General features: G+C 46.2%; 24 protein-coding genes and 1 pseudogene. 2 read left to right on the plus strand and 23 right to left on the minus strand.

The features are described 5' to 3' along the window. Positions 1-461 precede the first annotated feature (461 nt). The 3 genes from ylqF to rplS form a co-directional block, all read right to left on the minus strand. The gene (gene ylqF / locus J7E78_RS06600; RefSeq protein ID WP_124114055.1) at positions 462-1,325 is read right to left on the minus strand and encodes a ribosome biogenesis GTPase YlqF; all 864 of its coding nucleotides are present in this window, start codon (positions 1,323-1,325) and stop codon (positions 462-464) included. A 30-nt stretch (positions 1,326-1,355) separates the two neighbouring features. Continuing rightward, entirely contained in the window at positions 1,356-1,976 is a 621-nt protein-coding gene (gene lepB, locus J7E78_RS06605; protein ID WP_215075464.1) for a signal peptidase I, read from the minus strand. 357 nt (positions 1,977-2,333) lie between these two features. Then, positions 2,334-2,675 (minus strand): 50S ribosomal protein L19, encoded by a 342-nt coding sequence (gene rplS, locus J7E78_RS06610; protein WP_024630190.1) that lies wholly within the window; start codon positions 2,673-2,675, stop codon positions 2,334-2,336. 351 nt (positions 2,676-3,026) lie between these two features. Between rplS and J7E78_RS06615 the strand changes: the two genes are divergently transcribed. Continuing rightward, complete coding sequence (locus J7E78_RS06615; RefSeq protein ID WP_215075465.1) at positions 3,027-3,995, plus strand: polysaccharide deacetylase family protein; 969 nt, start codon at positions 3,027-3,029, stop codon at positions 3,993-3,995. 272 nt (positions 3,996-4,267) lie between these two features. Here the strand turns inward: J7E78_RS06615 and J7E78_RS06620 are convergent. The 20 genes and pseudogenes from J7E78_RS06620 to J7E78_RS06715 all read right to left on the minus strand — a co-directional run. Continuing rightward, positions 4,268-4,514, minus strand: a pseudogene (locus tag J7E78_RS06620) (VOC family protein); the annotation flags it as partial. Positions 4,515-4,684: 170 nt separating this feature from the next. Continuing rightward, positions 4,685-5,452: a tRNA (guanosine(37)-N1)-methyltransferase TrmD gene (gene trmD / locus J7E78_RS06625; RefSeq protein WP_215075466.1), complete on the minus strand. Its 768-nt coding sequence runs from the start codon at positions 5,450-5,452 to the stop codon at positions 4,685-4,687. Position 5,453: 1 nt separating this feature from the next. Beyond that, positions 5,454-5,966 (minus strand): ribosome maturation factor RimM, encoded by a 513-nt coding sequence (gene rimM, locus J7E78_RS06630; protein WP_215075467.1) that lies wholly within the window; start codon positions 5,964-5,966, stop codon positions 5,454-5,456. 299 nt (positions 5,967-6,265) lie between these two features. After that, complete coding sequence (locus tag J7E78_RS06635) at positions 6,266-6,496, minus strand: KH domain-containing protein (RefSeq protein ID WP_017689218.1); 231 nt, start codon at positions 6,494-6,496, stop codon at positions 6,266-6,268. A gap of 23 nt (positions 6,497-6,519) precedes the next feature. Further along, complete coding sequence (gene rpsP / locus J7E78_RS06640; RefSeq protein WP_215075468.1) at positions 6,520-6,792, minus strand: 30S ribosomal protein S16; 273 nt, start codon at positions 6,790-6,792, stop codon at positions 6,520-6,522. Between the two features lie 53 nt (positions 6,793-6,845). Beyond that, positions 6,846-8,222 carry a signal recognition particle protein gene (ffh, locus tag J7E78_RS06645; RefSeq protein WP_062833767.1) on the minus strand — a complete coding sequence of 459 codons (1,377 nt, stop codon included), beginning with the start codon at positions 8,220-8,222 and terminating at the stop codon, positions 6,846-6,848. Between the two features lie 69 nt (positions 8,223-8,291). Then, complete coding sequence (gene ylxM, locus J7E78_RS06650) at positions 8,292-8,642, minus strand: YlxM family DNA-binding protein (protein WP_017689221.1); 351 nt, start codon at positions 8,640-8,642, stop codon at positions 8,292-8,294. Positions 8,643-8,902: 260 nt separating this feature from the next. Next, positions 8,903-9,550: a PAQR family membrane homeostasis protein TrhA gene (trhA, locus tag J7E78_RS06655; protein ID WP_215075469.1), complete on the minus strand. Its 648-nt coding sequence runs from the start codon at positions 9,548-9,550 to the stop codon at positions 8,903-8,905. A 147-nt stretch (positions 9,551-9,697) separates the two neighbouring features. Further along, a complete protein-coding gene (ftsY, locus tag J7E78_RS06660; protein ID WP_215075470.1) occupies positions 9,698-10,711 on the minus strand; it encodes a signal recognition particle-docking protein FtsY in 1,014 nt (337 codons plus the stop codon). A 108-nt stretch (positions 10,712-10,819) separates the two neighbouring features. After that, a complete protein-coding gene (gene smc, locus J7E78_RS06665; RefSeq protein WP_215075471.1) occupies positions 10,820-14,389 on the minus strand; it encodes a chromosome segregation protein SMC in 3,570 nt (1,189 codons plus the stop codon). Positions 14,390-14,614: 225 nt separating this feature from the next. Continuing rightward, on the minus strand, positions 14,615-15,313 hold the full coding sequence (gene rnc / locus J7E78_RS06670; protein ID WP_215075472.1) for a ribonuclease III: 699 nt from the start codon (positions 15,311-15,313) through the stop codon (positions 14,615-14,617). Between the two features lie 13 nt (positions 15,314-15,326). Then, positions 15,327-16,565, minus strand: coding sequence for a beta-ketoacyl-ACP synthase II (gene fabF, locus J7E78_RS06675; protein WP_215075473.1), 1,239 nt, complete (start codon positions 16,563-16,565; stop codon positions 15,327-15,329). Positions 16,566-16,742: 177 nt separating this feature from the next. Then, on the minus strand, positions 16,743-16,976 hold the full coding sequence (gene acpP / locus J7E78_RS06680) for an acyl carrier protein (RefSeq protein WP_024630176.1): 234 nt from the start codon (positions 16,974-16,976) through the stop codon (positions 16,743-16,745). A gap of 152 nt (positions 16,977-17,128) precedes the next feature. Then, the gene (gene fabG, locus J7E78_RS06685) at positions 17,129-17,878 is read right to left on the minus strand and encodes a 3-oxoacyl-[acyl-carrier-protein] reductase (protein ID WP_215075474.1); all 750 of its coding nucleotides are present in this window, start codon (positions 17,876-17,878) and stop codon (positions 17,129-17,131) included. A gap of 245 nt (positions 17,879-18,123) precedes the next feature. Continuing rightward, positions 18,124-19,065, minus strand: a complete 942-nt coding sequence (gene fabD, locus J7E78_RS06690; protein WP_215075475.1) for an ACP S-malonyltransferase — start codon at positions 19,063-19,065, stop codon at positions 18,124-18,126. Between the two features lie 25 nt (positions 19,066-19,090). Continuing rightward, positions 19,091-20,080, minus strand: coding sequence for a beta-ketoacyl-ACP synthase III (locus J7E78_RS06695; RefSeq protein WP_215075476.1), 990 nt, complete (start codon positions 20,078-20,080; stop codon positions 19,091-19,093). Between the two features lie 8 nt (positions 20,081-20,088). Next, positions 20,089-21,084, minus strand: a complete 996-nt coding sequence (plsX, locus tag J7E78_RS06700) for a phosphate acyltransferase PlsX (protein ID WP_215075477.1) — start codon at positions 21,082-21,084, stop codon at positions 20,089-20,091. Further along, positions 21,081-21,629 carry a transcription factor FapR gene (gene fapR / locus J7E78_RS06705; protein WP_047842457.1) on the minus strand — a complete coding sequence of 183 codons (549 nt, stop codon included), beginning with the start codon at positions 21,627-21,629 and terminating at the stop codon, positions 21,081-21,083. Before fapR ends, plsX begins: the two co-directional genes overlap by 4 nt. A 371-nt stretch (positions 21,630-22,000) precedes the next feature. Next, positions 22,001-22,174: a 50S ribosomal protein L32 gene (gene rpmF / locus J7E78_RS06710; protein ID WP_017689233.1), complete on the minus strand. Its 174-nt coding sequence runs from the start codon at positions 22,172-22,174 to the stop codon at positions 22,001-22,003. A 67-nt stretch (positions 22,175-22,241) separates the two neighbouring features. Beyond that, positions 22,242-22,748: a YceD family protein gene (locus J7E78_RS06715; RefSeq protein ID WP_215075478.1), complete on the minus strand. Its 507-nt coding sequence runs from the start codon at positions 22,746-22,748 to the stop codon at positions 22,242-22,244. A 478-nt stretch (positions 22,749-23,226) separates the two neighbouring features. Between J7E78_RS06715 and hmpA the strand changes: the two genes are divergently transcribed. Next, positions 23,227-24,462, plus strand: a complete 1,236-nt coding sequence (hmpA, locus tag J7E78_RS06720; RefSeq protein WP_215075479.1) for an NO-inducible flavohemoprotein — start codon at positions 23,227-23,229, stop codon at positions 24,460-24,462. The last annotated feature ends 37 nt before the right edge of the window (positions 24,463-24,499 follow it).

Below are 24,499 nucleotides of genomic sequence, written 5' to 3' on the forward strand. Positions count from 1 at the left end.
ACACTCATCTCCTCTACCCACGCTTTTTCAGCATGCGTATCACTTACAACTTTTTATAATATAGACGTAGATCCTCTGTCTTTTGTTCTGTACAACCTGTCTCTCTCAGCAAAACTTTTCTTTGAGATTTACAAAATAAATATAGTGCTGTCTTCATTTATCGGTATTTGATGGTTTAAATTGAATATATCAGACCTCATGTATTCTAATTTGCACCACCATTCATCATAGCACGATTCTGACCCACCTGATATATAGGCCAGCCAATTCCATAAAGCGTACTGTTCTTCAATCCTCTTCCATTTTATCGTTTTCAACGTATGTTCCAGCTTTACTTCCGCGTTTGTATACACAAAAAACGACCGCTCCCGGTAATCCGGTAACGGCCGCTTCTTTCGGCACTTGTATATATGAAATGAACAGATAAAGATAATGATCTTCATCGTGTAGAGTCCATTTTTTTAATAGGGAGCTTCCATAGAAAAACGTCCCATTTTACCCGCTCGCAGTTCACGCAGAAATGCTCGTGATGCCTTTTCCAGATCAATGCGTCCACCGCTTACAACACATCCACGGATACGTCCGACTTGTTCCATAATCGCAATAACACTGTCTGAATCATCTGCATCCCTGGAGAACTCCTGAAGTCCGTATCTCTCTTCCAAAGCGTCCCAGTAATAACGCATCAGGTAACTGATTCCAAAAAAGGCGATATCCTCTGCATTCAGAATTTCCTCTTTGATCGCACCAGTTACAGCAAGACGGTAACCTACATTTTGATCTTCGAACTTGGGCCAAAGAATACCCGGAGTATCCAATAACTCCATTTCTTTGCCTACCTTGATCCACTGTTGCCCCTTCGTCACACCAGGACGATCTCCTGTTAACGCAATACTCCGTCCAGCCAGTCGGTTAATCAGCGTGGATTTACCTACATTGGGAATCCCTACGATCAACCCGCGAACCGCACGAGGATTAATCCCTTTAGCAATTTGACGGTCAATTTTTTCTTTAAGAAGAAGCTTGGCCTGCACGGGAATATCTTTAACATTGGTTCCCGTCGAAGCATCTACAGGAAAAGCGGTAATTCCTTCTTTTTTGAAATATTCAATCCATTCTTGCGTCACTTTAGCATCTGCCAAATCCGATTTGTTCAACAAAATCATCCGGGGTTTATCCAGCAATATTTCGTCAATCATCGGATTACGGCTGGAGACAGGCAGACGGGCATCCAATAGTTCGATGACCACGTCGATGAGCTTTAACTTATCCTGAATCTGGCGTCTGGCTCGAGTCATATGACCTGGAAACCATTGTATCGTCACCTTGTCTTCACCTCATTATTTACTTCAATTTCAGTGGTTAATCCACTTGATCTCACCGATCGGCCAGAAAATCACATCTGCACGACCAATAATATCTTTTAACGAAACATAACCGATCATACGGCTGTCTGTACTATTTGGACGGTTGTCTCCCATGACAAACACATGACCTGCAGGCACTTTGCCATCAGGGAACTGCTCATTCGGGAAATCCTTCACGTTATAGGTTCCACCATTGGCTTCAGCTGCATCAATGGCTCCTTGAATATACGTTTCATCAACCTTCTTACCATTAACCATCACGGTATCGTCCTGAACCTCAACTGTATCACCTTCTACAGCAATAACACGTTTAATGAAATCTCGACCTTCGGATGGTACGTGGAAGACGATAACTTCACCGCGCTTTGGTTCTCTGATATCATATAAGATCTCGTTGACGATCACACGTTCACCCGTTTCAAAGTTCGGCTGCATGGACGGACCGTCCACAACAAACGGTTTGAAGAGCAACCACCGAATCAGAATGACGAGAACTAATGCGATAACAATGGCTTTAAGCCATTCAACAATTTCATTTTTGGCTTTTTTGGATCGACTGTTTTTCTCTTCGGTAGGATTGCCCCGGTCATGTTGAACTTCTTGTTCCATTCAAGATCTTCCTCTCTTCACAGTACATGTTTATAGCAGTACACACATCCAACATTCTGTATCGTTCCAATAACTCAATGGATGGATACAGAACATTCACATCAGTTATGTAATCTTACACCAAGCATTACAGTACATTTAATCCACAATTCAAATGCCTTCAAGAGGTTGTTCAAAAAGTCGGTACTAAAACCGGTCTTTTGAACACGCACTTCAATAACTGATTTTACAAGCCTCCCGGACTATTCACCGCATGTGTTGCCATACCATTTTACTCGGAAGTGTACCTCCGGTTCAACTTTTCCCGGACAAAAACGAAAAGGGCTTGTCTCCAAGCCCTTCCCGGTATCCGTTATATTAACGAATTTCTTTAATTCTCGCTGCTTTACCGCGTAGTTCACGAAGATAATAAAGCTTCGCACGACGCACTTTACCACGGCGAGCCACTTCGATTCTATCGATTTTTGGGGAATGAAGCGGGAAAGCTCTTTCCACACCTACACCGTAAGAAATTTTACGAACTGTAAAAGTCTCACTGATTCCACCACCACGGCGTTTAATCACAACACCTTCGAACAATTGGATACGCTCACGAGTTCCCTCGATTACCTTAACGTGCACTTTCAAAGTGTCACCAGGACGAAAACTCGGAATATCCTTACGAAGTTGTTCTTGTGTAATCGCTTGAACGATATTCATCTATGACTCCCTCCTTCCGTACAGGCGTTCATACTTCTTCCAGAGATCACCTTGTCTCCTTCATTATCCATAGAGGACCGCCGTATTCCACATAACAGAATTATTGTATCACGCAGCACATCAAAACACAAGAGAAATTAAACAAAATGCCTATTGATCAATCAGCAACGCTGATAACTTATCCATCTCATGCTGACTTCATTCTAAATTACATTCTCTCATATGGACCATGAATCAACGCTCTCATCTGCAAGTCAACCTGATACAGGAAAAAATACTGTAACTTCCAGTGCAGAAATATCGTCTATGATATAACTTATTGACCACTTTAAAAGGAGAAACCCAAGACTTATGAAATATTGGAAAAAGATCACACTTGTCTTACTTGTCATGCTCACATGCTCCATTACACTATATGCATATGCCGTAACTCATCCAACGAATGCACTGTCACACAAAGCCTGCACATCCTGGGACATCGTCAAACGCAAAGCATTCGAGCTGTCACACACTGACTTCTCTAACCAATCTGCGGTGGATCGTTCTACCTTCAGGATTGAACAAGGTACAGCTACAGAAGTTCCTGTGCTAATGTATCATTACATAAAGCCCAAGCTGAACAATCAGGAGACAGGTAACAAATCCATCATTAATCTGGAGGATTTCGAGCAAAATATGAAATACCTGCATGATGAAGGCTACATTACAGTTACATTGGACCAACTGGAACAATACGTTAACGGGAAGATCTCCCTACCACAGAAGTCCATTGTAATTACCTTTGATGACGGATATCAGAACAATTATACATTAGCTTATCCCGTGCTTCAAAGATATAACTTTCATGCCTCGCTATTTGTCATAGGCAGTAAAATTCAAGATCAACCTTCGGAATTTGACCCCGCCATTAACAGTTTCATCTCCAAGTCAGAGATGCAGGGTGCAACTGACGTATTTGAATTTAACAGCCATACCTATAACCTGCATCACAAGGGATTTACGCGCTGTGGTAACAGTGTGCCTGTCGGTCTGGACACCAGTCTTCTGGATGATGATATCCAACAAATGAAGGAAACTGGGGTAGATACCCCTTATCTGGCCTATCCTTTTGGTTATACCAGCACACAGATGATTTACAAGTTACAGCAACATGGGTATCGCATGGCTTTTACCGTAAAGTCCGGATTTGTGCATCCAGGAGATGATCCCATGAAGCTGCCTCGCTTGACAGTCACGACAGGTACTGACCTGGCGTCCTTGCTTCAGCCCGAATCCAGTCCGCGTAACGGACTACCTGCATCGGAGAATGACGACCAATGAAACCTAGAATTGAACTTCACCGCCCGGATACAGAGTCGAGCTATACAGCCTTTTGAGCTGTGGCTTGGCTCTTTTTGCATCTACCCATGATAATGTCATCGGAGAGCTGGAATAAATCACTGCTCCCTCTGCGTCATAGATGATGATCTGTTCCTGTCCGGTCTGGACCAGATCTGCGGGCCAAAATATAATCTAGTCCACCTTGTCTCCGGCTTGGCTAATATCTATTCTGGCGGTTTTATATAGTTGATGCTTCCATAACCTCCTCCTCATCAAACCCACTCTAAAAACTCAAGACGATTGCCAAAAGGATCATTTATATAGAAACGTCTTACACCTTCATCTGCTCTTGCTTCGTCATCTACAATATGAATTTGGTTATGGATGAGATGATCACGCAACTGATCCAAATGTTGTACATGAAATGCCGGATGAGCTTTTGTGGCGGGAATAAAATCTTTTTGTACGCCAATACACTTGGTGTCTGCCACACTCGAACCATACACCACCCCGTTTTCTTTAGTTTCATTTAGGGAAACTAAGTTTTAAAATATACCTTTTATAGAATAACCCGATGAATATCCAGCTTTCTTTACAAAACACAATAAGAAAAGCCAACCTTTGGTATCAAGGCTGGCTTCTTCGAACGCTCTAAAAAGATATATTTACGTGTTCAACGATACATATACTTACTCTGTACTATTTTTACGATTTGAACGTACATTTTTTAACCAAATTCGCTCTTTGTCCGTCAAATCCGCCGTTTCCAACATCTCCGGTCTACGATCTAACGTACGAAGCAACGACTGCTCTCTGCGCCACGCCTCAATGTTCAGATGATGTCCTGACAGCAACATATCTGGTACCTTCATGCCCCTAAACTCGGGTGGACGTGTGTAGTGCGGGTACTCCAGAAGTCCCGTGCTGAATGAATCCGTCACTGCACTTGTCTCATTGCCAAGCACACCGGGAATTAGTCGTACGATACTGTCAATCGCAACCATAGCAGGCAACTCCCCACCAGTGAGTACGTAATCACCAATGGATAGTTCATCCGTCACGAGAAATTCGCGAATTCGCTCATCGTAACCTTCATAATGTCCACATATAAAAATCAGATGATCTTCCTGTACAAGTTCTTCTGCCTTTTTCTGTGTAAATGTCTCACCTTGCGGACACATTAGGATGATACGTGGAGCTTTCATGGTTGCCGCAGCTTCTCCGCGTTGCTCCAGAACATCTTCTACAGCAGCAAAGATCGGATCAGGTTTTAGCACCATGCCTCCGCCTCCGCCGTATGGAGCATCATCGACCGTATTATGTTTATTCGTCGCATAATTACGGAAGTTGGTTGCGCCGAGGGATACCAGACCCTTCGTTTGGGCTTTACCCAGAATGCTTGCTCCGAACACACCGTCAAACATCTCCGGGAATAGCGTTAACACATCCACTTTCATGTTACAGCAGCCCTTCCATCAGGTGAATCTTCACTTGCTTCTGTTCGATGTCCACATCAAGCACTACATCATCAATAACGGGAATCAGTACTTCTTTGCCTGCTGGCGTTTTAACAACCCACACATCATTGGCGCCCGGAGTCAAAATTTCAGAGATGGTTCCAAGCGTTTCACCCTCTTCGGTTATGACCGAACACCCAACGATTTGATGGAAGTAGTATTCACCTTCCTCCAGCTCAGCCAGGTTCTCTTTTAACACTTTGGCCATGCCGCCTTTAAACTTTTCTACTTCATTAATATTGCCGTACTCTTTCAGACGAAGAATATACATATTTTTATGCAAACGTGCAGATTCCACGTTAACCATGACTGGATGATTATCTGGTGTAAAGAAAAACAACTCTGCATTTTTCGCGAAACGCACTTCCGGGAAATCAGTTAAAGGCATGATTCTCACCTCACCGCGAATTCCATGCGTATTAACGATTTTACCTACATTCATAAACTCTGCCATAATTCCTCCTACGAAATTAAATCAAACTAAACAGCTACTTCGACTCTCGTACGGTCGTTCCGGCGACAGTTCGTTCTTTCGATCGCTGTTACCCCTCATTTTTCAAACTTAATTTAAAAGGTGAACATGAGGTGATAAAGGCGAACGCTAACGCTTCTCCAGAATCGATTCCGTCCCTGCACTGCTCCGAAGTTACTCATACCCAAAAATATTTTAATTCAATATCTAATCCAACCTATTAAGTTCAGCATGCACGAAAAGGGGCTAGGACATGCATCCTAACCCCCTTTCGTATATCTTTAAGATATGATATCAACGGTAACCCGTTTATCCATCTTAACTGCTGCTGATGTGACGACCGTACGAAGTGATTTCGCGATTCGTCCCTGTTTACCAATTACCTTCCCGACATCGTCAGGATGAACGGTTAACTCATAAACGACAAGCCGGTCTTTCTCAACCGTCCGAACCGTCACATCTTCCGGATGATCGACTAAAGCCTTAGCAATTATGCTTACTAATTCTTCCATAGATGACCCTCCGAATCAGCACTTTATTTAGATAATTTAGACTCGTGGAACTTCTTCATCACGCCCGCTTTGCTAAGCAAGTTGCGGACAGTGTCAGATGCTTGTGCACCGTTTTGAAGCCAAGCCAGTGCTTTATCTTCATCGATCTTAACAACAGCCGGTTGTTCAACCGGGTTGTAGTAACCAATCTCCTCGATAAAACGACCGTCACGTGGGGAACGAGAATCCGATACCACGATGCGATAGAAAGGGGCTTTGTGAGCACCCATACGTTTCAGACGAATACGAACTGCCATTTGAAAATTCACCTCCTTCAATGAAATCTGTATATGATCCAGCTTCGCTTAAATCAACGGAAAGGAAACTTCATTCCTTTTCCCATACCTTTAAGCTGCTTCATCGCTTTATTTTTGCCGCCTTTAGGTCCCATCATATCCGAGAACTGTTTCATCATGCGGCGCATCTCATCAAATTGCTTGATCAGACGATTTACTTCAGCCAGAGATGTTCCGCTTCCGGTAGCAATACGCTTCCGGCGGCTATGGTTGATCATATCCGGGTTGCGTTTCTCTTCGGTCGTCATTGAGTAAACGATCGCTTCGATCCGGCCCATCTGTTTATCATCAACCTTCAGATCCTTGGCTTGTTTCATCTTGCCCATGCCGGGAATCATATCCATGATCTGATCGATTGGTCCCAGCTTTTTCACCTGATCCATCTGCTCCAGGAAATCTTCAAACGTGAATTCTGCATTACGCATCTTCCGTTCCATTTCCTTGGCTTTATCGGTATCAATGTTTAATTGTGCTTTCTCAATCAGAGATAACATATCACCCATACCGAGGATCCGTGAAGCCATACGTTCCGGGTGGAACGGCTCCAAAGCGTCAAGTTTCTCTCCAAGGGAAGCAAACTTGATTGGGCACCCCGTAACTGCTTTGACAGAAAGTGCAGCACCACCACGAGTATCGCCATCCAGCTTCGTCAAGACAACCCCGGTCAGATTAAGCTGCTGGTTAAAGTGTTCTGCTACGTTAACCGCATCCTGACCTGTCATGCTGTCTACGACAAGCAGTACTTCATCCGGATTCACTACGCTGTGAATCTGGCGAAGTTCTTCCATCAGCTCTTCATCAACATGCAGACGTCCAGCTGTATCGATAATAACATAGTCATTACCGTTATCTTTGGCATGTTGAAGACCTTGACGTGCGATCTCAACAGGGCTTGTCTGATCTCCCAGTGTGAATACCGGCGCTTTGATCTGCTCACCAAGTACTTGCAACTGTTTGATCGCTGCCGGACGATAAATATCGCCTGCAACAAGCAATGGTCTGCTGTTTTGCTTTTGCAGCATTTTAGCCAGTTTACCTGATGTGGTTGTTTTACCAGCACCCTGCAAACCAACCATCATCAGCACCGTAGGCGGTTTGTTTGCTTTAGCCAGTTTCGCCTGGCTTCCACCCATCAAATCCGTCAGTTCCTTGTTAACGATGTCGATGATGACCATTCCTGGCGTGAAGCTCTCCATCACTTCTTTGCCAACAGCCTTCTCTTTCACCTTGGCGATGAATTCCTTGACCACTTTGAAGTTTACATCCGCTTCGAGCAATGCCAGACGTACCTCGCGCATAGCCTCGGCTACATCTTCATCAGACACCTTGCCTTTGCCGCGCAGCTTGCTGAACACATTCTGTAATCGGGTCGTTAATCCTTCAAATGCCATGATCCCACCTCCTCAAGCTTTATTACTGTTTTTAGGACCGATACGTTCCGCCCAGCCGTTATGATCTTTTCATTCGCTGAGCTGAGCAACAATATCGTGTATTTGTTTGTTGTTATCAATGGAGACGCCTGCGCGTTCCAATGCATTTTGCAAATCTTCAAGATTGCGATTACGCCGTTCATGCTTTTCCAGCAAGCCCAGCTTGCTTTCGTAATTTTCAAGCACTTGTTCGGCACGCTTGATATGCTCGTATACCGCCTGGCGGCTGATCTCAAACTCGGCTGCAATTTCACCAAGTGAAAAATCGTCATGAAAGTAATACTTTAGAAAAGTCTGCTGTTTCTCGGTAAGTAACAATTCATAAAAAGCAAACAGCAAGTTAATCCGGTTTGTCTTCTCAAGCCGATTTTCTTGACTCACATCGGGGCACTCCCTTCGTCAAGGAAAAACACTTTACACTCTTGCAACGTTCCTAATAATACCTAAAACAAATCAGGTTGTCAAGCAAAAATACTTGTCACAATAAAAACAGCTCTGATCATATGTTATTTCGATGCTTAACGGGTGATTTATGGCGTTTTCACAACAAGCAAATCCTCTCTCTACCTCTACGATCCACCTCTATGTAGAAGAAAAACGAATGCGTCTCAGTCCGCGGAGATGCATTCGTTTATGGTGTTCTAGCGAAGTGGAGTCAGGTACAGCAGTACCATAAAGAAATGAAGAATACTGCCTGCTAGCACAAAGAGATGCCAAATCGCATGGTGGTAAGGAAATCCACGCCACATATAAAAAAGCGTACCCAGGGTATACATCAGTCCTCCAGCAACCAGCAGCACGATTCCGCCTGTAGGAATGGCAGCCATAAGCGGTTGCCAGGCAATAACGATGAGCCAGCCCATCGCAATATAGAAAATCGTGGACATGAATAGAAATTTTTTCGTGAAAAACGCCTTAAAGATCACGCCGAATAATGCGATTCCCCAGATTATACCGAACAGGGTCCATCCAAGTGTACCGCGAACAGCAATAAACAAAAGCGGAGTGTACGATCCCGCAATAAACAAATAAATGGAAGAATGGTCGAAAATCTCAAATAAATCTTTCACTTTTCCATCTTTCCATGCATGCACAAGTGTAGAGCTCGTATAGAGCAGCAGCATGGTGATACCGTAGATCGTGAAACTGACCACATGCCAAGCTGTGCCTTTCATACTTGAAAATACAATCAATATCACCAGTGCAGCTACACTGAGTACAGCACCGATTCCATGTGTCACCGCATTGGCGACTTCTTCACGGCGAGAATAGGTATGAGTATTGGCCATTTTCAACCGTCCTTTCTAACTCTTTAGCATTGCCTGCTTTATTCCCATTATACACGTATTGCCAGTGACATTACACGTGACACTTATCACGTCTATCACTGGCAATTACGCTTAACGCTATTCATTTATCCTAATTAATAATGGGTTCTAGGAATTAGCTTCCTCTTCTTCGACACTTTCAGCTGGCTGTTCCTGGATCAATCCGGCGAACAAAGCATGCACAAATTGCTCCGAATCAAACGGCTGCAGATCATCAATTTTCTCACCTAGTCCCACGAGTTTCACTGGCAAATCCAGCTCCTGACGGATCGCAACAACGATCCCCCCTTTGGCTGTTCCATCCAGTTTTGTCAGCACAAGGCCAGTTACGCCGCTTTTCTCACCAAAAAGTTTAGCCTGATTTAAAGCATTTTGACCTGTTGTTGCATCCAGTACCATCAGTACTTCATGTGGAGCTTCCGGAATCTCACGCTGAATGACACGGTAGATCTTGTTAAGCTCGTCCATCAGGTTAGATTTATTTTGCAGACGACCTGCTGTATCACAGAGCAGAACATCCGCGCCACGTTGCTTCGCTGCCTGCACCGCATCATACATAACGGCTGCTGGATCAGAACCGGATTGCTGCTTGATCACGTCGACACCAGCACGTTGACCCCATACTTCCAGTTGTTCGATGGCTCCGGCACGGAACGTATCTCCGGCTGCCATAATGACTTTTTTACCTTGCTGTTTAAAGCGATGCGCCAGCTTGCCAATCGTTGTTGTTTTACCAACACCGTTAACACCAACGAACAAAATAACGGTAATGCCATCCGGATTCATTTTCAATTCATTGTTCTGTTCACCGCGAAGAAGATCCGTCAGTTTCTCGGACAATACAGGCTGCAGCTCAGCCGCGTCCTCAATTTTGCGTTTTTTCACCTCAACGCGCAGGTCTTCGATCAGATTCATGACCGTATTCACGCCAACGTCTGCTCCGATCAAAATCTCTTCCAGTTCTTCATAGAACTCTTCATCGATTTTTTTGCGGCGGATTACGAGATCCGACACTTTTTCCACTAACCCTTTACGTGTCTTTTCCAATCCATCCTTGAACTGTTTGGTAACCGACTCCGTTTTGCTTGCAATGCTGTCTCTCAGCTTTTTAAAAAAACTCATAAAGCCCCTCCATCGTGTACATAATCTAAGCGTATTTGCAGAAATCCTCAATCTGAATGATTTTCAATGATTACAATGAGTTCATTTGTCTCGCAAGTTTGGATCAGATCAGGCAATTACTGCTTCCTCATCTTCCAGTTTAACCGATACGAGCTTGGATACTCCGCCCTCTTCCATCGTAACACCGTACAGTACATCAGCCTCTTCCATCGTACCTTTACGATGGGTAACAACGATGAACTGTGTCTGTTCGGAGAATTCACGCAGGTACTGGGCAAAACGTACCACGTTAGCTTCGTCCAGCGCTGCCTCTACTTCATCCAGCACGCAGAATGGTACAGGTTTGACATGCAGAATGGCAAATAACAAAGCCATCGCCGTCAAAGCCCGCTCACCACCGGATAACAGTTGCAGGTTCTGCAGTTTCTTGCCTGGTGGCTGAGCTACAATATCTATTCCCGTTTCAAGCAAGCGCTCCGGGTCCATGAGAACAAGGTCAGCACGTCCCCCGCCAAACAGCTTGGTAAACACGGTACCGAACTCACGGCGGATGGCATCAAACGTGATCTTGAATCGCTTCGCCATCTCGTCTTCCATTTCCCGAATAACCTGATACAACGTTGTTTTGGCTTCCACCAGGTCATTCTTCTGTTCACTCAGGAACTCGTATCGCTCATTGACCCGCTGGAATTCCTCAATCGCTCCCAGGTTAACATCACCCAGGGCCGATATACTGCGCTTTAGCTTTTGTACCTCTGCCTGTGTATGCTCCACATCTTCCGGCACAGGATAACGCTCTTTGGCCAGTTCATAGCCCAGTTCGTATTCATCCGTCAGTTTCCGCAGTATATTTTCCAGCTCAACATCCAGCCGGTTCACCGAAATTTCCGTCTGTCGCATCTGCTCTTCCACAGCTTTTAACTGCGTGCGCTGTTCCTTCGTTTCGTTCTCGGCAAGCTCAAGCTTTTTCGACAACTCACTTCGGGCAGCACGTTTGAAGTCCAGCTCCTGGGAAGCTTCCGCTTTTTTCAGCTTGTACTGGTTCAGATCTTCAATCTGCTTGACACTCTCGGTCTGTGTTTTCTTGAGATCTGCTTCCATCGAAGCCAGCAACGTGCGATTCTGACGAAGATCTTTCACCAGCGACTCCACTTCCCGCTCCAGACGTCGCAATTGTTCTCCATTGGAGAATCGCTCCTGATCAAGCTTGCCTTCGCGCACTTTCAATTCGGTGAGTTGGCTCTGCAATTCTTCCTTCGCGGATTCATTCGCTTTACGAGCAAACTCAGCTGCATGAATGGCACGATGAGTCGCTTTTTCTTCCTCTTCAAGCTGCTCCAGCTTCTTCACAGCGACGATGCGAGCCGTATCCAGCTCTTTGATCTCTTCGGTAAAGCCGCTCTTCTCCTGCCCGGCAACGGCAACCTGTTCAAGCACATGGCGAAGCTCATGCTCTAGCTGCTTCATTTCCATCGAAGCCTGCTGTTCTGCATTTCGGGTATCGTCACCGGACTGACGAAGCTCATCCAGTTTGTCCTGACACTGCTCCAGTTGAACTTTTACATCATCCACACTGCGATGCAGTTTCACGATCTGATTTTCGGTATCCAAAATATCCTGGTCGAGCTGGTCCAGTTGCCGTTTTCGGCTGAGCAGACTCACATTTTTCTTGTGCTGGCTACCACCTGTCATGGAACCACCCGCATTAACCACATCACCTTCGAGTGTTACAACACGGAAACGGTACTGACAGCGAGCCGCAATTTTATTGGCAACCTCCAGCGTTTCGGCAATAATAACATTACCGAGCAAGCTGCCAATGATTGAAGCGTACTTGGGTTCGAATTGTACGAGATCAGCACCGATCCCCACAAAACCCTCCATACCTTCGATCATGGAACGTTCAGCTGCTCCAATGGCACGAGGACGAATGACATCCAGAGGCAGGAACGTTGCACGCCCCAACTGGCGCTGCTTCAGGAAAGCGATTGCCTGTCTTGAAACCGATTCATTTTCCATGACCACATGCTGCAAGGATGCTCCCATCGCTGTCTCTACTGCAAGTTCGATCTTCTCGGGAACTTTAACGAGTTCAGCCACAGCTCCATGAACACCGCTCAGCGTACCTTTACGTGAAGCCTTGAGGACCTCCTTGACACCCAGCATGAATCCGTCAAAATCATCCTGCATCTCTTTCATCGTATCGCGGCGGGAGACCTGAGCTTCACGCTTCTGTTCCCATTTACGAACCGTGCCCCGACTTTCTTCGAGCAGCTTCTGCAGCGACTGAAGTCGTTCACTTTCCGTAATGTAACCACCACGCAGATCACTGATTTCTTTGCCCAAACGAACAACCTTTTTCTCAATGTCCGCCTTGCGACTTTCCAGTGTCTCTTTTTGATCTTCCCATTTGCCGGATTCCTCAGCCGCGCGATTCATTCTGCGCTCCAGCGTTTCCTTCTGCTGATCCACATAACGAATTTCATTGCGTGTCTGAGCCATCTGATTCATCAGTTCCAGCAAGTTTCCTTTGAGGCTTTCCTCTTGCTGTTGACTAATGCCACCTGTGACACCAATGAGTTTGGCTTCTTCCTGGGACAACTGATTCCTAACTTCACTCAGTTCATGCTCAAGCTTGCCAAACTTCTCACGCAGAGCAAGCAGCTCGGTTTCCCGTTCGCGATGTCTCTCTTCACTGGCAGCAAGCGTTACTTTGAGCTGCTCCTGATTCGTTTGCAGATGGTGCGAGCGCTCCTTGAGCAGTTCTCCAAGCCCTTCACTTTTCTCCGTCGCTTCACTGAATTGTAATAAGGCGGATTGAAGTTGCTCTGTCTCGGTCTCCAGGATACGCAGCGCATTCCGATCATTTTCCAGCTTGGCATCATGCGTAGAGACAATCGCCGCCAGCCCAACCTCTTCCTGTTTTAGCGATTGCAACCTTTCGTTGGCCTTACTCCAAGAGGCATGAATCTGTTCGATCTGGTACACATACATGGAAATTTCCTGTGATTTGAGCTGAGAACGAAGTTCCTTATAATGGATCGCTTTCTCCGATTGTTCCTTTAGGGGTCCAATCTGATCTTCCAGTTCGGTCACCAGATCATGAATACGCAGCAAATTCTGCTCTGTCTCATCCAGTTTGCGCGTCGCATCCCGCTTGCGGGATTTATATTTAACGATACCTGAAGCTTCTTCAAAGATGCCTCTGCGATCCTCTGAACGGGTACTCAGAATCTCTTCGATTCGCCCCTGTCCAATAATCGAGTAGGCTTCCTTACCGATGCCGGTATCCATAAACAACTCCGTGATATCCTTCAAACGACAAGATTGCTTGTTAATAAAATATTCACTATCCCCGCTGCGATGTACACGACGAGTCACCGTTACTTCACCAAAATCCAGTGCAAGTGCGTGATCCTCGTTATCGAGCGTCAACGACACCTCACCGAAATTAACGGCCTTCCGTGCGTCACTGCCTGCAAAGATGATATCTTCCATCTTGCCACCACGCAGCGACTTGGCACTTTGTTCCCCCAGAACCCAGCGAATTCCGTCCGATATATTACTCTTTCCACTTCCGTTCGGACCTACAACAGCCGTAATGCCACGAACGAACTCCATCTCCGTTTTGTCGGCGAATGACTTGAATCCACCCAATTCAATCCGTTTTAAAAACATAGGGTTTCTCGTCACCTCCTCTTGCATATTTCAAGTATTACATTCCAGCGCCTAAATAAATTGAACTAAAATAAGATTCAACTTATTTAGTTAACGATCAGGCTGACTCCCCCTGAACCTCTTTACAAAAAAAAGAGCAAAAAGCAGTCCGGCCGATTACTTCCGCCGGGGCGGACCCGCGGGCTGCTCTTTGCTCTTCGTTTGTCTATGCGCTATCGGTTAAGCTTAGGCTTCAGGAAGCTTCAGTCGATCAAGTGCTGCAGATGCAGCCTGTTGCTCCGCTTCCTTTTTGGAACGACCTGTACCTCTGCCAAGCCGTTCTTGACCCATATGGACCTCTGAGACAAACTCACGTTCATGGGCAGGTCCCCGTTCCTCAACGATACGGTATTCCAAAGCTCCCATATTGTGATGCTGAGTAAGTTCCTGCAGTTCCGTTTTATAATCACTCATTTGCAACTTGCTGCCCAAAACGATCAACGGGAAGACATGCTGGTCGAGAAATGTCCGGACAGGCGCAAGCCCCTGATCCAGATACAATGCACCAATGAAAGATTCAAACACATCTGCCAGCAGAGCCGGTCGTGTCCGTCCTCCAGTTAGTTCCTCACCTTTACCAAGAAGTACATACTGTCCAAAACCCAACGCTTCAGCAAATTTGACGAGGGAAGGCTCACAGACAATGGATGCCCGCAGCTTAGTTAGTTCACCTTCCGGACGGTTAGGATACAATTGATACAAGTATTCCGATACAGTCAGTTCCAGCACGGCATCGCCCAGAAACTCCAGACGCTCGTTGTCCTGATGCTGACTGAACCGGTGTTCGTTTACATAAGAAGCATGGGTAAACGCTTGTTTTAAAAGCTGCCTGTTGTCAAATTTGATTTGAAGTTTGTGTTGTAACTGCTTCAGATCTTCACTCAAACGAACTAGCCCCTTATGCTTCAAATTTTTTGAGAATAATGGTGGCATTGTGACCGCCGAATCCAAATGAATTGGACATGGCAATATTAACTTTGGTTTGACGTGGAACATTTGGTACATAATCCAGATCACATTCCGGGTCTTGATTTTCCAGGTTGATCGTTGGTGCCAGTGTCTGATGTGTCAGTGACAATCCGCAGATAACCGCTTCTACACCACCAGCAGCGCCAAGCATATGGCCCGTCATGGATTTAGTGGAACTCACCGCGAGCTTGTACGCATGATCACCAAACGCCTTTTTGATCGCAAGTGTTTCGGATCTGTCGCCTACGGGCGTCGAAGTTCCGTGTGCATTAATGTAATCCACTTCTTCAGGCTCAATACCCGCATTACGAAGTGCCATCTTCATGCAACGTGCTGCTCCGTCCGGGTCTGGTTCTGTCATGTGATGTGCATCACCTGTCAGACCATAACCGATCACTTCACCATAAATGCGTGCACCACGTTTTTGAGCATGCTCCAGGGATTCCAGAATCAGAACGCCAGCGCCTTCGCCCATAACAAAACCATCACGTTCTGTATCAAAAGGACGGCTTGACTTCGCAGGATCATCATTACGTGTAGACATTGCGCGCATAGCACAAAACCCTGCAAGACCCGTTGGTCTGATTGTTGCTTCCGCACCACCACAGATCATGGCATCTGCATCACCATTGGCAATCAGCTTGAAGGAATCTCCGATGGAGTGTGTACCTGTAGCACAAGCGGTAACAACGTTAATGTTAGGACCTTTGGCGCCAAGAGAAATGGACATTTGGCCTGAAGCCATGTTGGAGATCATCATGGGAATAAAGAATGGGCTTACCCGTTTTGGACCTTTTTGCAACAATGCATTATGTTGGTCCTCCCACGTACCCAATCCACCAATACCTGATCCGATGGATACACCGAAACGTTCTGCATCAATATTCTCGTTAATTTTCAGACCACTGTCTTCAACGGCTTTGAAGCCGGCTGACACAGCGAACTGTACAAAACGGTCCATTTTACGAGCATCCTTGCGATCCATATATTCTTCCGGGTTGAAATCCTTGATCTCGGCTGCAATCTGTGTCGTGTATTCACTAACATCAAACGCCTCAATCTGAGAGATTCCGGACTTTCCTGCCATTAAACTGCCCCAGAACGTTTCCAAATCTTTTCCGAGCGATGTCATTACGCCCATTCCGGTAATTACTACTCTTTGTTTCAAACCGAGTCACCTCTATATCGACTGCATTACGCAAGTATTTTGTGGGAATATCCGCAAACAGACATCAACTCAACCAAGATAGGCCTGCTTGAGTATAGCTGCTTGCGGAATGAGAAAAACCAATGAATGATGAGAAGTCCCGCCTGTTCGAGAACATGTGCGGGACTAAAAATGACTTTAGGTATGAGATTGTATGTAGTTTACAACTTCACCTACGGTCGTGATTTTTTCTGCATCTTCATCAGAGATTTCCAAATCAAATTCATCTTCCAATTCCATGACCAATTCCACTACATCCAAAGAATCAGCACCCAAATCTTCTTTGAAAGATGCTTCAAGTGTAACTTCAGCTTCGTCTGCGCCCAAGCGGTCGACGACGATGCGTTTTACACGCTCCAATACATCGGACATCCGGTTCACCTCCTTCTTTGGTATTATACGAGAATCGCAGGCAAAATGCCATAGAAGACATATGCGGCTCCCGGCCGGGGAACCCGACCTTTTTCCGGCATTTTGGATCGTCCAGCGCCTGTTCCCCGACTATTGTTCAAGTCCGGGAAGAATTACATGTACATGCCACCATCGACATGCAGCGTCTGCCCTGTCATATAAGATGAAGCCTGCGAAGCCAGGAAAGTGACTACACCGGCGATTTCATCCGGCTGACCCAAACGGGACAACGGAATACCACTTAGCATACCGTCCACCAGCTCCTGGGACAACTCTTTTGTCATATCTGTCTCAATGAAACCTGGTGCAACACAGTTAACTGTGATTCCACGAGAAGCCAGTTCACGAGCAGATGCCTTTGTTAAACCAATAACTCCTGCTTTGGCAGCAACATAGTTCGCTTGTCCAGCATTACCGAGCACACCTACAACCGAGGAGATATTGATAATTCTTCCCGACCGTTGTTTCATCATTGGACGTGTAACCGCCTTAAGGCAGTTAAACACACCTTTGAGATTGGTTTCAATAACCTGATCGAATTCTTCCTCTTTCATACGCATGATCAGATTATCACGGGTAATACCGGCATTGTTCACCAGAATATCAACGTTGCCCCATGCTTCCAGTGTAGCTTTGACCATTTGCTCAGCTTCATCCATCAGGCCAACATTGGCTTGAAGTATAATCGCCTTGACGCCTTTGGCACGAATCGCTTCCGCCACTTCCTCAGCTGCCGCTTGGCTACCCGCATAATTCACGGCTACGTTCGCTCCAGCTTCTGCAAGTGCCAGTGCAATACTGCGCCCAATGCCCCGGGATGCCCCGGTAACGAGTGCATTTTTACCTTCTAATGGTTTAGACATAATCATTCCTCCTTTCCCCAAATCTATATCAGTTCAACCAAAGAATGTTTACACTTGCCACTCCGATGACAGAATAAACTTCCGATCACTGTTATCCCCAAGATTTTTTAATTCCCTTTTCTACAGGGAAAATCCGGTGATAGCGTTCGCCTAAAAGCTTTCTTTCAGAAAGCTTTTAGGCGAACGCTCCGCTTCTTCAGTTTTTTTCTGTCCTCTCCGTTCTCGTGTAAAAAGCTTAGTTTAACTCATATAACTCCTACTAATTCACTTGCCGTTGCTTCGAGCGTTTCAAGACTGTTCACATTGTACAGTTTTACGGTTTTATCTGTTTTTTTAATCAAACCGGTCAATACACTGCCAGATCCAATCTCGATGAACGTATCCACGCCTTGCTCAATAAGCCATGTCACACTGTCTTCCCATAATACAGGAGAATAGACCTGAGCTGTCAACAAATCCCGAACCCGTCCATCCTCTGCAGGTCTTGCAGTCACATTAGCGACTACAGGAACCGCTGCCGGTGAGAACGTAACGGTTTTCAGTTTCTCTTCCAGCTTCTCAGCTGCACCCTTCATCAATGAAGAATGGAACGGACCACTTACTTCAAGTAGAATGGCGCGTTTGCCGCCCGCTTCTTTCACTCGTTCTGCGACAGCAGCTACGCCTTCTTTCACACCAGAGATGACGATTTGTCCCGGACAATTAATGTTGGCAAGTTCAACCGCATGACCACTTTCAGATACGTCACGGCAAAGCACCCCCAGCGCTTCCCGATCCGCACCGAGCACAGCAGCCATCGCTCCTTGTCCACCCGGTACTGCCTGTTCCATATACTGACCACGTGCCCGCACAGTGCTCACTGCGTCAGCAAAGGAAAGAACGCCCGCTGCCACCAGTGCACTGTATTCTCCCAGACTGTGTCCAGCCGTATAGTCAGGCTGAATTCCTTTTTCTTTGAAAGCTTCAAGCAAGGCAATACTTGCTGTCAACAGAGCCGGTTGTGTATTTGATGTCTGTTTCAACTCGGTCTCTGGTCCTTCAAATACAAGGTTGCTCAGCGAGAAACCCAATGTTTCATCTGCTGTGCGAAAAATCTCGGTTGCCGCAGGCACGGACTCATACGCGTCCTTGGCCATGCCTACAGCCTGTGATCCCTGTCCGGGAAATACAAATGCTATTTTACCCATCTCATTCATCTCCCAGATGTCTATTTTACCAAACGAGTACCGATGCACCCCATGTCAGACCGCCGCCGAATCCAACCATCAGAACGGTATCTCCGGCTTTCATGCGACCTTCCTCCGCAGCTTCTACCAGAGCAAGCGGAATGGAAGCAGCCGATGTGTTTGCATACTTATCCACGTTGACTACAACCTTTTCTTCAGGAAGTTCAAGTCGTTGCATCGCAGATTGGATAATCCGAATATTCGCTTGGTGAGGAACAAACAGATCCACATCTGTACGCTCCATACCAGCCTTGCGTAATACCTCAATGGTAGCCGTCCCCATAACACGTACCGCAAACTTGAACACTTCACGACCGTTCATGTTGATGTAATGCTTTTTATTTTCAACGGTCTCTGCGGAAGCAGGCAGACGGGAACCGCCGCCTTCCATCTGGAGAAGACTACCGCCAGAACCTTCGGCACCGAGATCGAATGCTTTGAAGCCACGACCTTCCGGAACTTCACCAACGACTACCGCGCCTGCTCCATCACCAAAGAGGACACATGTGTTACGGTCTGTATAATCCGTAATGCGAGACAAGCAGTCCGCACCAATAACAAGTGCATTGTTGTACATGCCGCTTTGGATGAAGCTCGTAGCACTTGCCAAACCGTATACAAATCCGGAACAAGCAGCCGACAAATCAAATGCCGCCGCACCTTTTGCACCCAGTTTATCCTGCAGGATGCAGGATGTTGATGGGAACGAAGAATCCGGAGTAATGGTTGCAACAATAATCAGATCGAGATCACTGCCTGTCATGCCCGCAGACTCAAGGGCTTTAATTGCCGCTTCGTATGCCAGATCAGAAGTTGCCTGATCGGGTGCAGCAATGTGACGCTCTTTGATTCCTGTACGACTGACAATCCATTCGTCATTCGTATCGACCATTTTCTCCAGGTCACTATTTGTCAAAATTTTCTCAGGCACATATTTCCCTGTACCAATAATCCCTACTGGGCGCAAATTATTCATGTCGTCACTCACTTCCCGCTAATTTCCTTAGATATGCTCTCTACCAGCTGATTCTGAACTGCAATCCGAGCTTGGCGCACAGCATTTTTGATGGCATTGCCATCAGCAGATCCATGACTTTTCACAACCAGTCTGCTCAAACCGAGGAGCGGCGCTCCGCCATGCTCCGTATAATCCAGCTTCCGTTTCAACCCACGCAGCTCAGGCATCAGTATAGCCGCTGCCAGTTTACTTTTTAGCGACGATGAGAATTGTTCCTTAAGCAAGGCGAAAATGGCACCTGCTGTGCCTTCCAACGATTTCAGCAGTATGTTTCCTGCAAAACCGTCACATACAAGCACATCACAAGCACCAGTCAGCACATCACGTGCCTCGACATTACCGACAAACCGAATTGGGAGTTGTTCCAGTAAAGGATATGCATGTTTGGTTAACTCATTTCCCTTGCCTGGCTCTGTTCCTACATTGAGCAAGCCCACTCGTGGGGACTCTATACCCTGTACTTTTTGCCTATACAAACTGCCCATCAGACCATATTGTGCAAGGTGCTCCGGTTTGGCATCCATATTCGCTCCGAGATCCAGCGCAAGCACACCCACATCATCAATCGTTGGAATCATAGGCGCAAGCGCCGGACGTTCAATGCCTTCCATGCGACCTACAACAAGCAAACCCGCTGTCATCAATGCTCCAGTATTACCCGCCGAGATCATCGCGTCCGCTTCGCCCTCTTTCAGCATGCGGCCTGCGACCACCATAGAGGCATCCTTCTTGCGACGAACTGCTCGTACCGGTTCATCATCCGAACCAATAACTTCGGAAGCATGCCGGACCGTAAGATTGGCAGGTCTCACACCTGACTGACTCAAAAGAGGTTCCAGCTTGGCTTCATCGCCGATCAGGACGATCTGTATATCCGCCCATTCCGTGGCTGCGGCAACCGCACCTTCTACCGTTGATGCAGGTGCATTGTCGCCTCCCATGGCATCAATGACGATTTTCATTCCAAATGACCTCCTTCTCCGCTGTCTTCTCCACCTGAATGGTAGATTACAAAGTTGCCTTGAAACACCATTTCTTCACCTACATAAGTGAATACTTCCACTTTGGCTTTGCCCTTTTGTCCCGGAATCGATCTCACATAAGCCTTTGCAATACATTTCTCTCCCAAATGAACCGAACGGACAAAACGGATGTCTGCTGATGCAGTCAACGCGATCTCGTCATTAATGATCGCTACAGCCAAGGAGTTGGCCTGTGCAAAGACATAGTGTCCACGTGCAATGCCTGTTCTGGAAAATACGTGTTCTTCCTTAATCTCAAACAGGGAAATCCCACTCTTGTCCAGTTGTAGATCCACAATATCACCGATAATCTCATGCAAGGGCAACGAGCGTACCTGATCATACGAGAGCTCTGCCATCAGTTTCATCCGCTCCCGAAGTTCGGGTATTCCAAGTTCCAGCCTGTCAAGACGAATCGTCTGAATACTCACCTTCAATTGGCGTGTAAGTTCCTGATCCGTCACAAACGGGTTCTCTTCTATCATTTTGGTTAACTGCTGTTGCCTCTGTCTCTTCGGTACACGTTCGATGCCTGACACCCCCCGCTGTATCGTTTACGGAACCGTCCCATCCGGCCAGTTCAACCCTTCTTTCGTGTTGCTTCTATAGTTGCATCCCTGGTCACCAGGGTCGTTCTCAAACGGATTATGGTTCATCTATATGTAACGTCAAATCTTAGAACCTGGTACTAAACTATAGTATATCTCATCCCGTGTCAAAAAGAAAGACTGGCCTAACAAAAACAATTCACCCTTGTGGAGCAAGGATCTCAAGCTAGTCAGCTCACTCTGCCTACACTCTCTAATCAAAAAAAGTAGCACCTCATCGAAATGAAGTGCTACTTAATGTCCAACTATTATTGAGAGATGATCTCTCTTGCTTTGTACGTTCCGCACACTTTGCACACGTGGTGACTAAGTTTAAGTTCGCCACATTGTTCACATTTCACCATGCCCGGTACAGCCAATTTAAAGTGAGTGCGACGTTTGTCGCGACGCGTCTTGGACGTTCTCCGTTGAGGTACTGCCATTATTCCCACCTCCTTATCAAAATCAACCTTTGCAGGTAGTCTTACAATGTTCGATTTTCAATCATGCTCATTTAAAAAAATCCTTGAGCCCTGCAAGCCGCGGATCGATAACCTGGTTATCACAACCGCAGTCACCTTCGTTCAGCTCATGGCCACACTTGGGGCATAACCCTTTGCATGTATCGCTACATAGCGGTATAAACGGAAGATCCAGCAGAAAAGCTTCCTCGGCATAACCTTTCAGATCAACGCTATCTCCATCCACATAGAGCGTCTCGTCGTCTTCGTGTAATTCCTCTGGCTGTTTTCCCTGCTTGAATTGCTCATGAAAATCAATATGAAAATGTTCATTGATTGGCTTAAGACAACGGGAGCACAACATGTCCACTCCTACGGTCAGCTTGCCATGAACATCCACAACGTCACCTTCTCTGAATTCTGCAGATAAGTCCGCAGTCAGGGGGGTAACGGCTGTGATATCTTGTCGGTTAGAAACCAGTTCCTTGATATCCCACTGTTCGTTAAACTTAAGAGGACCATCACTGGTAGCCACTTTGCGAAATGGCATTAACATTTTACATCACTCCAAACGAAACCAATTTCATAAATCCATGTCCAACGCATTACGACAGTTATACAGATCAAGCCTGCTTTTGTAAAGCAATATATCCTGACTGTATGTATTCTGACGCATCATCGTTAAAAGTATTATGAAATTGACTTAACAAACAAAAATCATTATACCGATTTTCCAAGACGTTTGTCAACACTTTTAACTTTACACCCTGTTTTAAAAATCAATGGCCCAGAACCGTTCACTCCATCTAATCTATTATAGACTCACTTCCAGATAAACTACAAGTTCTCATTTTGTTGCAGTTCCTTGCAAACACCGGTCACATTTCGTTAACGTTTAGTGTGATCTATATCACACAGACCCTCTGGCCCCCTATCTATACTTGCTATAAACCGAGGCACAATCAGCTCCATGACCGATTTATTATTCAATGATTTCATTAACTTCAATTAAGTATTATCGGGAGGGAATATGTATGTTAAGTGAGCACACGATTACCGTCATTAAATCTACCGTACCTGTACTTGAAGTCCACGGCGAAGCGATCACACGCCATTTCTATGAAACGATGTTCACAGCTCATCCGGAACTACTGAATATTTTCAATCATGCAAATCAGAAACAGGGACGACAGCAAGCCGCTCTCGCCAATATGGTATACACCGCTGCCCTGCATATCGATAATCTGTCCTCCATCCTGCCTGCCGTCCGGCAAGTTGCACATAAACATCGCAGCCTGGGTATCGTTCCCGAACAATATGCGATTGTCGGCACCTATCTGCTGCAAGCCATCAAAGATGTGCTTGGAGACGCGGCTACCGATGAGATCATCACGGCGTGGGGCGAAGCCTACAATGTCATTGCAGACGCCTTTATCGGGATCGAACAGGACATGTATACAGAAGCGGAAAACCAGACGGGTGGCTGGGAAGGATTTCGTACCTTCAAGGTTGCCAAGAAAGTGCAGGAAAGTGAAGTCATCACGTCCTTTTACCTCGTTCCAGACGATGGTCAGCCCATTGCCAGTTATGAACCGGGACAATACATCAGTATCAAAATCAAACCGGAGGCACAGTCATTTACCCAGATTCGTCAGTATAGCCTTTCAGATACCCCGGGTAAACCCTACTATCGCATTTCCGTTAAGCGTGAGCGAGGTGCATTAGAGCGCCCTGACGGAGTTATATCCACGTATCTCCACGATCACATTGAAGAAGGCAGTCAAGTGGAACTATCCGCTCCTGCCGGTGACTTCACGCTGAATGCAGAGGATAAACGCCCTGTTGTCCTGCTAAGTGGCGGTGTTGGCTTAACGCCAATGATCAGCATGTTAAATACGCTGGTTCAATTAAAACAAGACCGTGCAATTACATTTTTGCATGCAAGTCCGAATGGTCACTCGCACGCGTTCCGTGATTATGTGGACAGTCTGGCCAAACGTAATCAGGGCGTTCAAGCTTATTATTGTTATACACAACCTGAGGATTCTGATCGTGAAAATGAGTATTTTCATAAGGAAGGTTATATGGATGCGGTCTGGCTTCGTCAAGTGATCGATGAACTGGATTCCACTTATTATCTGTGTGGACCGGTTTCGTTCATGCGGGAAGTGTATACGGAGCTTCAGGCGCTTGGTGTTGCAGCGGACAACATTCATTATGAATTTTTTGGGCCCAAAGCAAGTTTATCTCCCGCGCCGGAAAGTGTCTAAGCGTGCTGATTTATTAAGTTGAAGAGGTCGTTCTCCG

Source organism: Paenibacillus polymyxa (assembly GCF_018614975.1).
GTDB classification, from domain to species: Bacteria; Bacillota; Bacilli; order Paenibacillales; family Paenibacillaceae; genus Paenibacillus; species Paenibacillus polymyxa_E.

What these genes read in the sequence shown, in the direction of transcription:
- lepB (WP_215075464.1), bottom strand. Translation starts at nt 1,976, where the DNA reads ATGGAACAAGAAGTTCAACATGACCGGGGCAATCCTACCGAAGAGAAA.
- rplS (WP_024630190.1), bottom strand. Translation starts at nt 2,675, where the DNA reads ATGAATATCGTTCAAGCGATTACACAAGAACAACTTCGTAAGGATATT.
- J7E78_RS06615 (WP_215075465.1), top strand. Translation starts at nt 3,027, where the DNA reads ATGAAATATTGGAAAAAGATCACACTTGTCTTACTTGTCATGCTCACA.
- trmD (WP_215075466.1), bottom strand. Translation starts at nt 5,452, where the DNA reads ATGAAAGTGGATGTGTTAACGCTATTCCCGGAGATGTTTGACGGTGTG.
- rimM (WP_215075467.1), bottom strand. Translation starts at nt 5,966, where the DNA reads ATGGCAGAGTTTATGAATGTAGGTAAAATCGTTAATACGCATGGAATT.
- J7E78_RS06635 (WP_017689218.1), bottom strand. Translation starts at nt 6,496, where the DNA reads ATGGAAGAATTAGTAAGCATAATTGCTAAGGCTTTAGTCGATCATCCG.
- rpsP (WP_215075468.1), bottom strand. Translation starts at nt 6,792, where the DNA reads ATGGCAGTTCGTATTCGTCTGAAACGTATGGGTGCTCACAAAGCCCCT.
- ffh (WP_062833767.1), bottom strand. Translation starts at nt 8,222, where the DNA reads ATGGCATTTGAAGGATTAACGACCCGATTACAGAATGTGTTCAGCAAG.
- trhA (WP_215075469.1), bottom strand. Translation starts at nt 9,550, where the DNA reads ATGGCCAATACTCATACCTATTCTCGCCGTGAAGAAGTCGCCAATGCG.
- ftsY (WP_215075470.1), bottom strand. Translation starts at nt 10,711, where the DNA reads ATGAGTTTTTTTAAAAAGCTGAGAGACAGCATTGCAAGCAAAACGGAG.
- smc (WP_215075471.1), bottom strand. Translation starts at nt 14,389, where the DNA reads ATGTTTTTAAAACGGATTGAATTGGGTGGATTCAAGTCATTCGCCGAC.
- acpP (WP_024630176.1), bottom strand. Translation starts at nt 16,976, where the DNA reads ATGTCCGATGTATTGGAGCGTGTAAAACGCATCGTCGTCGACCGCTTG.
- fabG (WP_215075474.1), bottom strand. Translation starts at nt 17,878, where the DNA reads ATGTCTAAACCATTAGAAGGTAAAAATGCACTCGTTACCGGGGCATCC.
- fabD (WP_215075475.1), bottom strand. Translation starts at nt 19,065, where the DNA reads ATGGGTAAAATAGCATTTGTATTTCCCGGACAGGGATCACAGGCTGTA.
- J7E78_RS06695 (WP_215075476.1), bottom strand. Translation starts at nt 20,080, where the DNA reads ATGAATAATTTGCGCCCAGTAGGGATTATTGGTACAGGGAAATATGTG.
- plsX (WP_215075477.1), bottom strand. Translation starts at nt 21,084, where the DNA reads ATGAAAATCGTCATTGATGCCATGGGAGGCGACAATGCACCTGCATCA.
- fapR (WP_047842457.1), bottom strand. Translation starts at nt 21,629, where the DNA reads ATGATAGAAGAGAACCCGTTTGTGACGGATCAGGAACTTACACGCCAA.
- rpmF (WP_017689233.1), bottom strand. Translation starts at nt 22,174, where the DNA reads ATGGCAGTACCTCAACGGAGAACGTCCAAGACGCGTCGCGACAAACGT.
- J7E78_RS06715 (WP_215075478.1), bottom strand. Translation starts at nt 22,748, where the DNA reads ATGTTAATGCCATTTCGCAAAGTGGCTACCAGTGATGGTCCTCTTAAG.
- hmpA (WP_215075479.1), top strand. Translation starts at nt 23,227, where the DNA reads ATGTTAAGTGAGCACACGATTACCGTCATTAAATCTACCGTACCTGTA.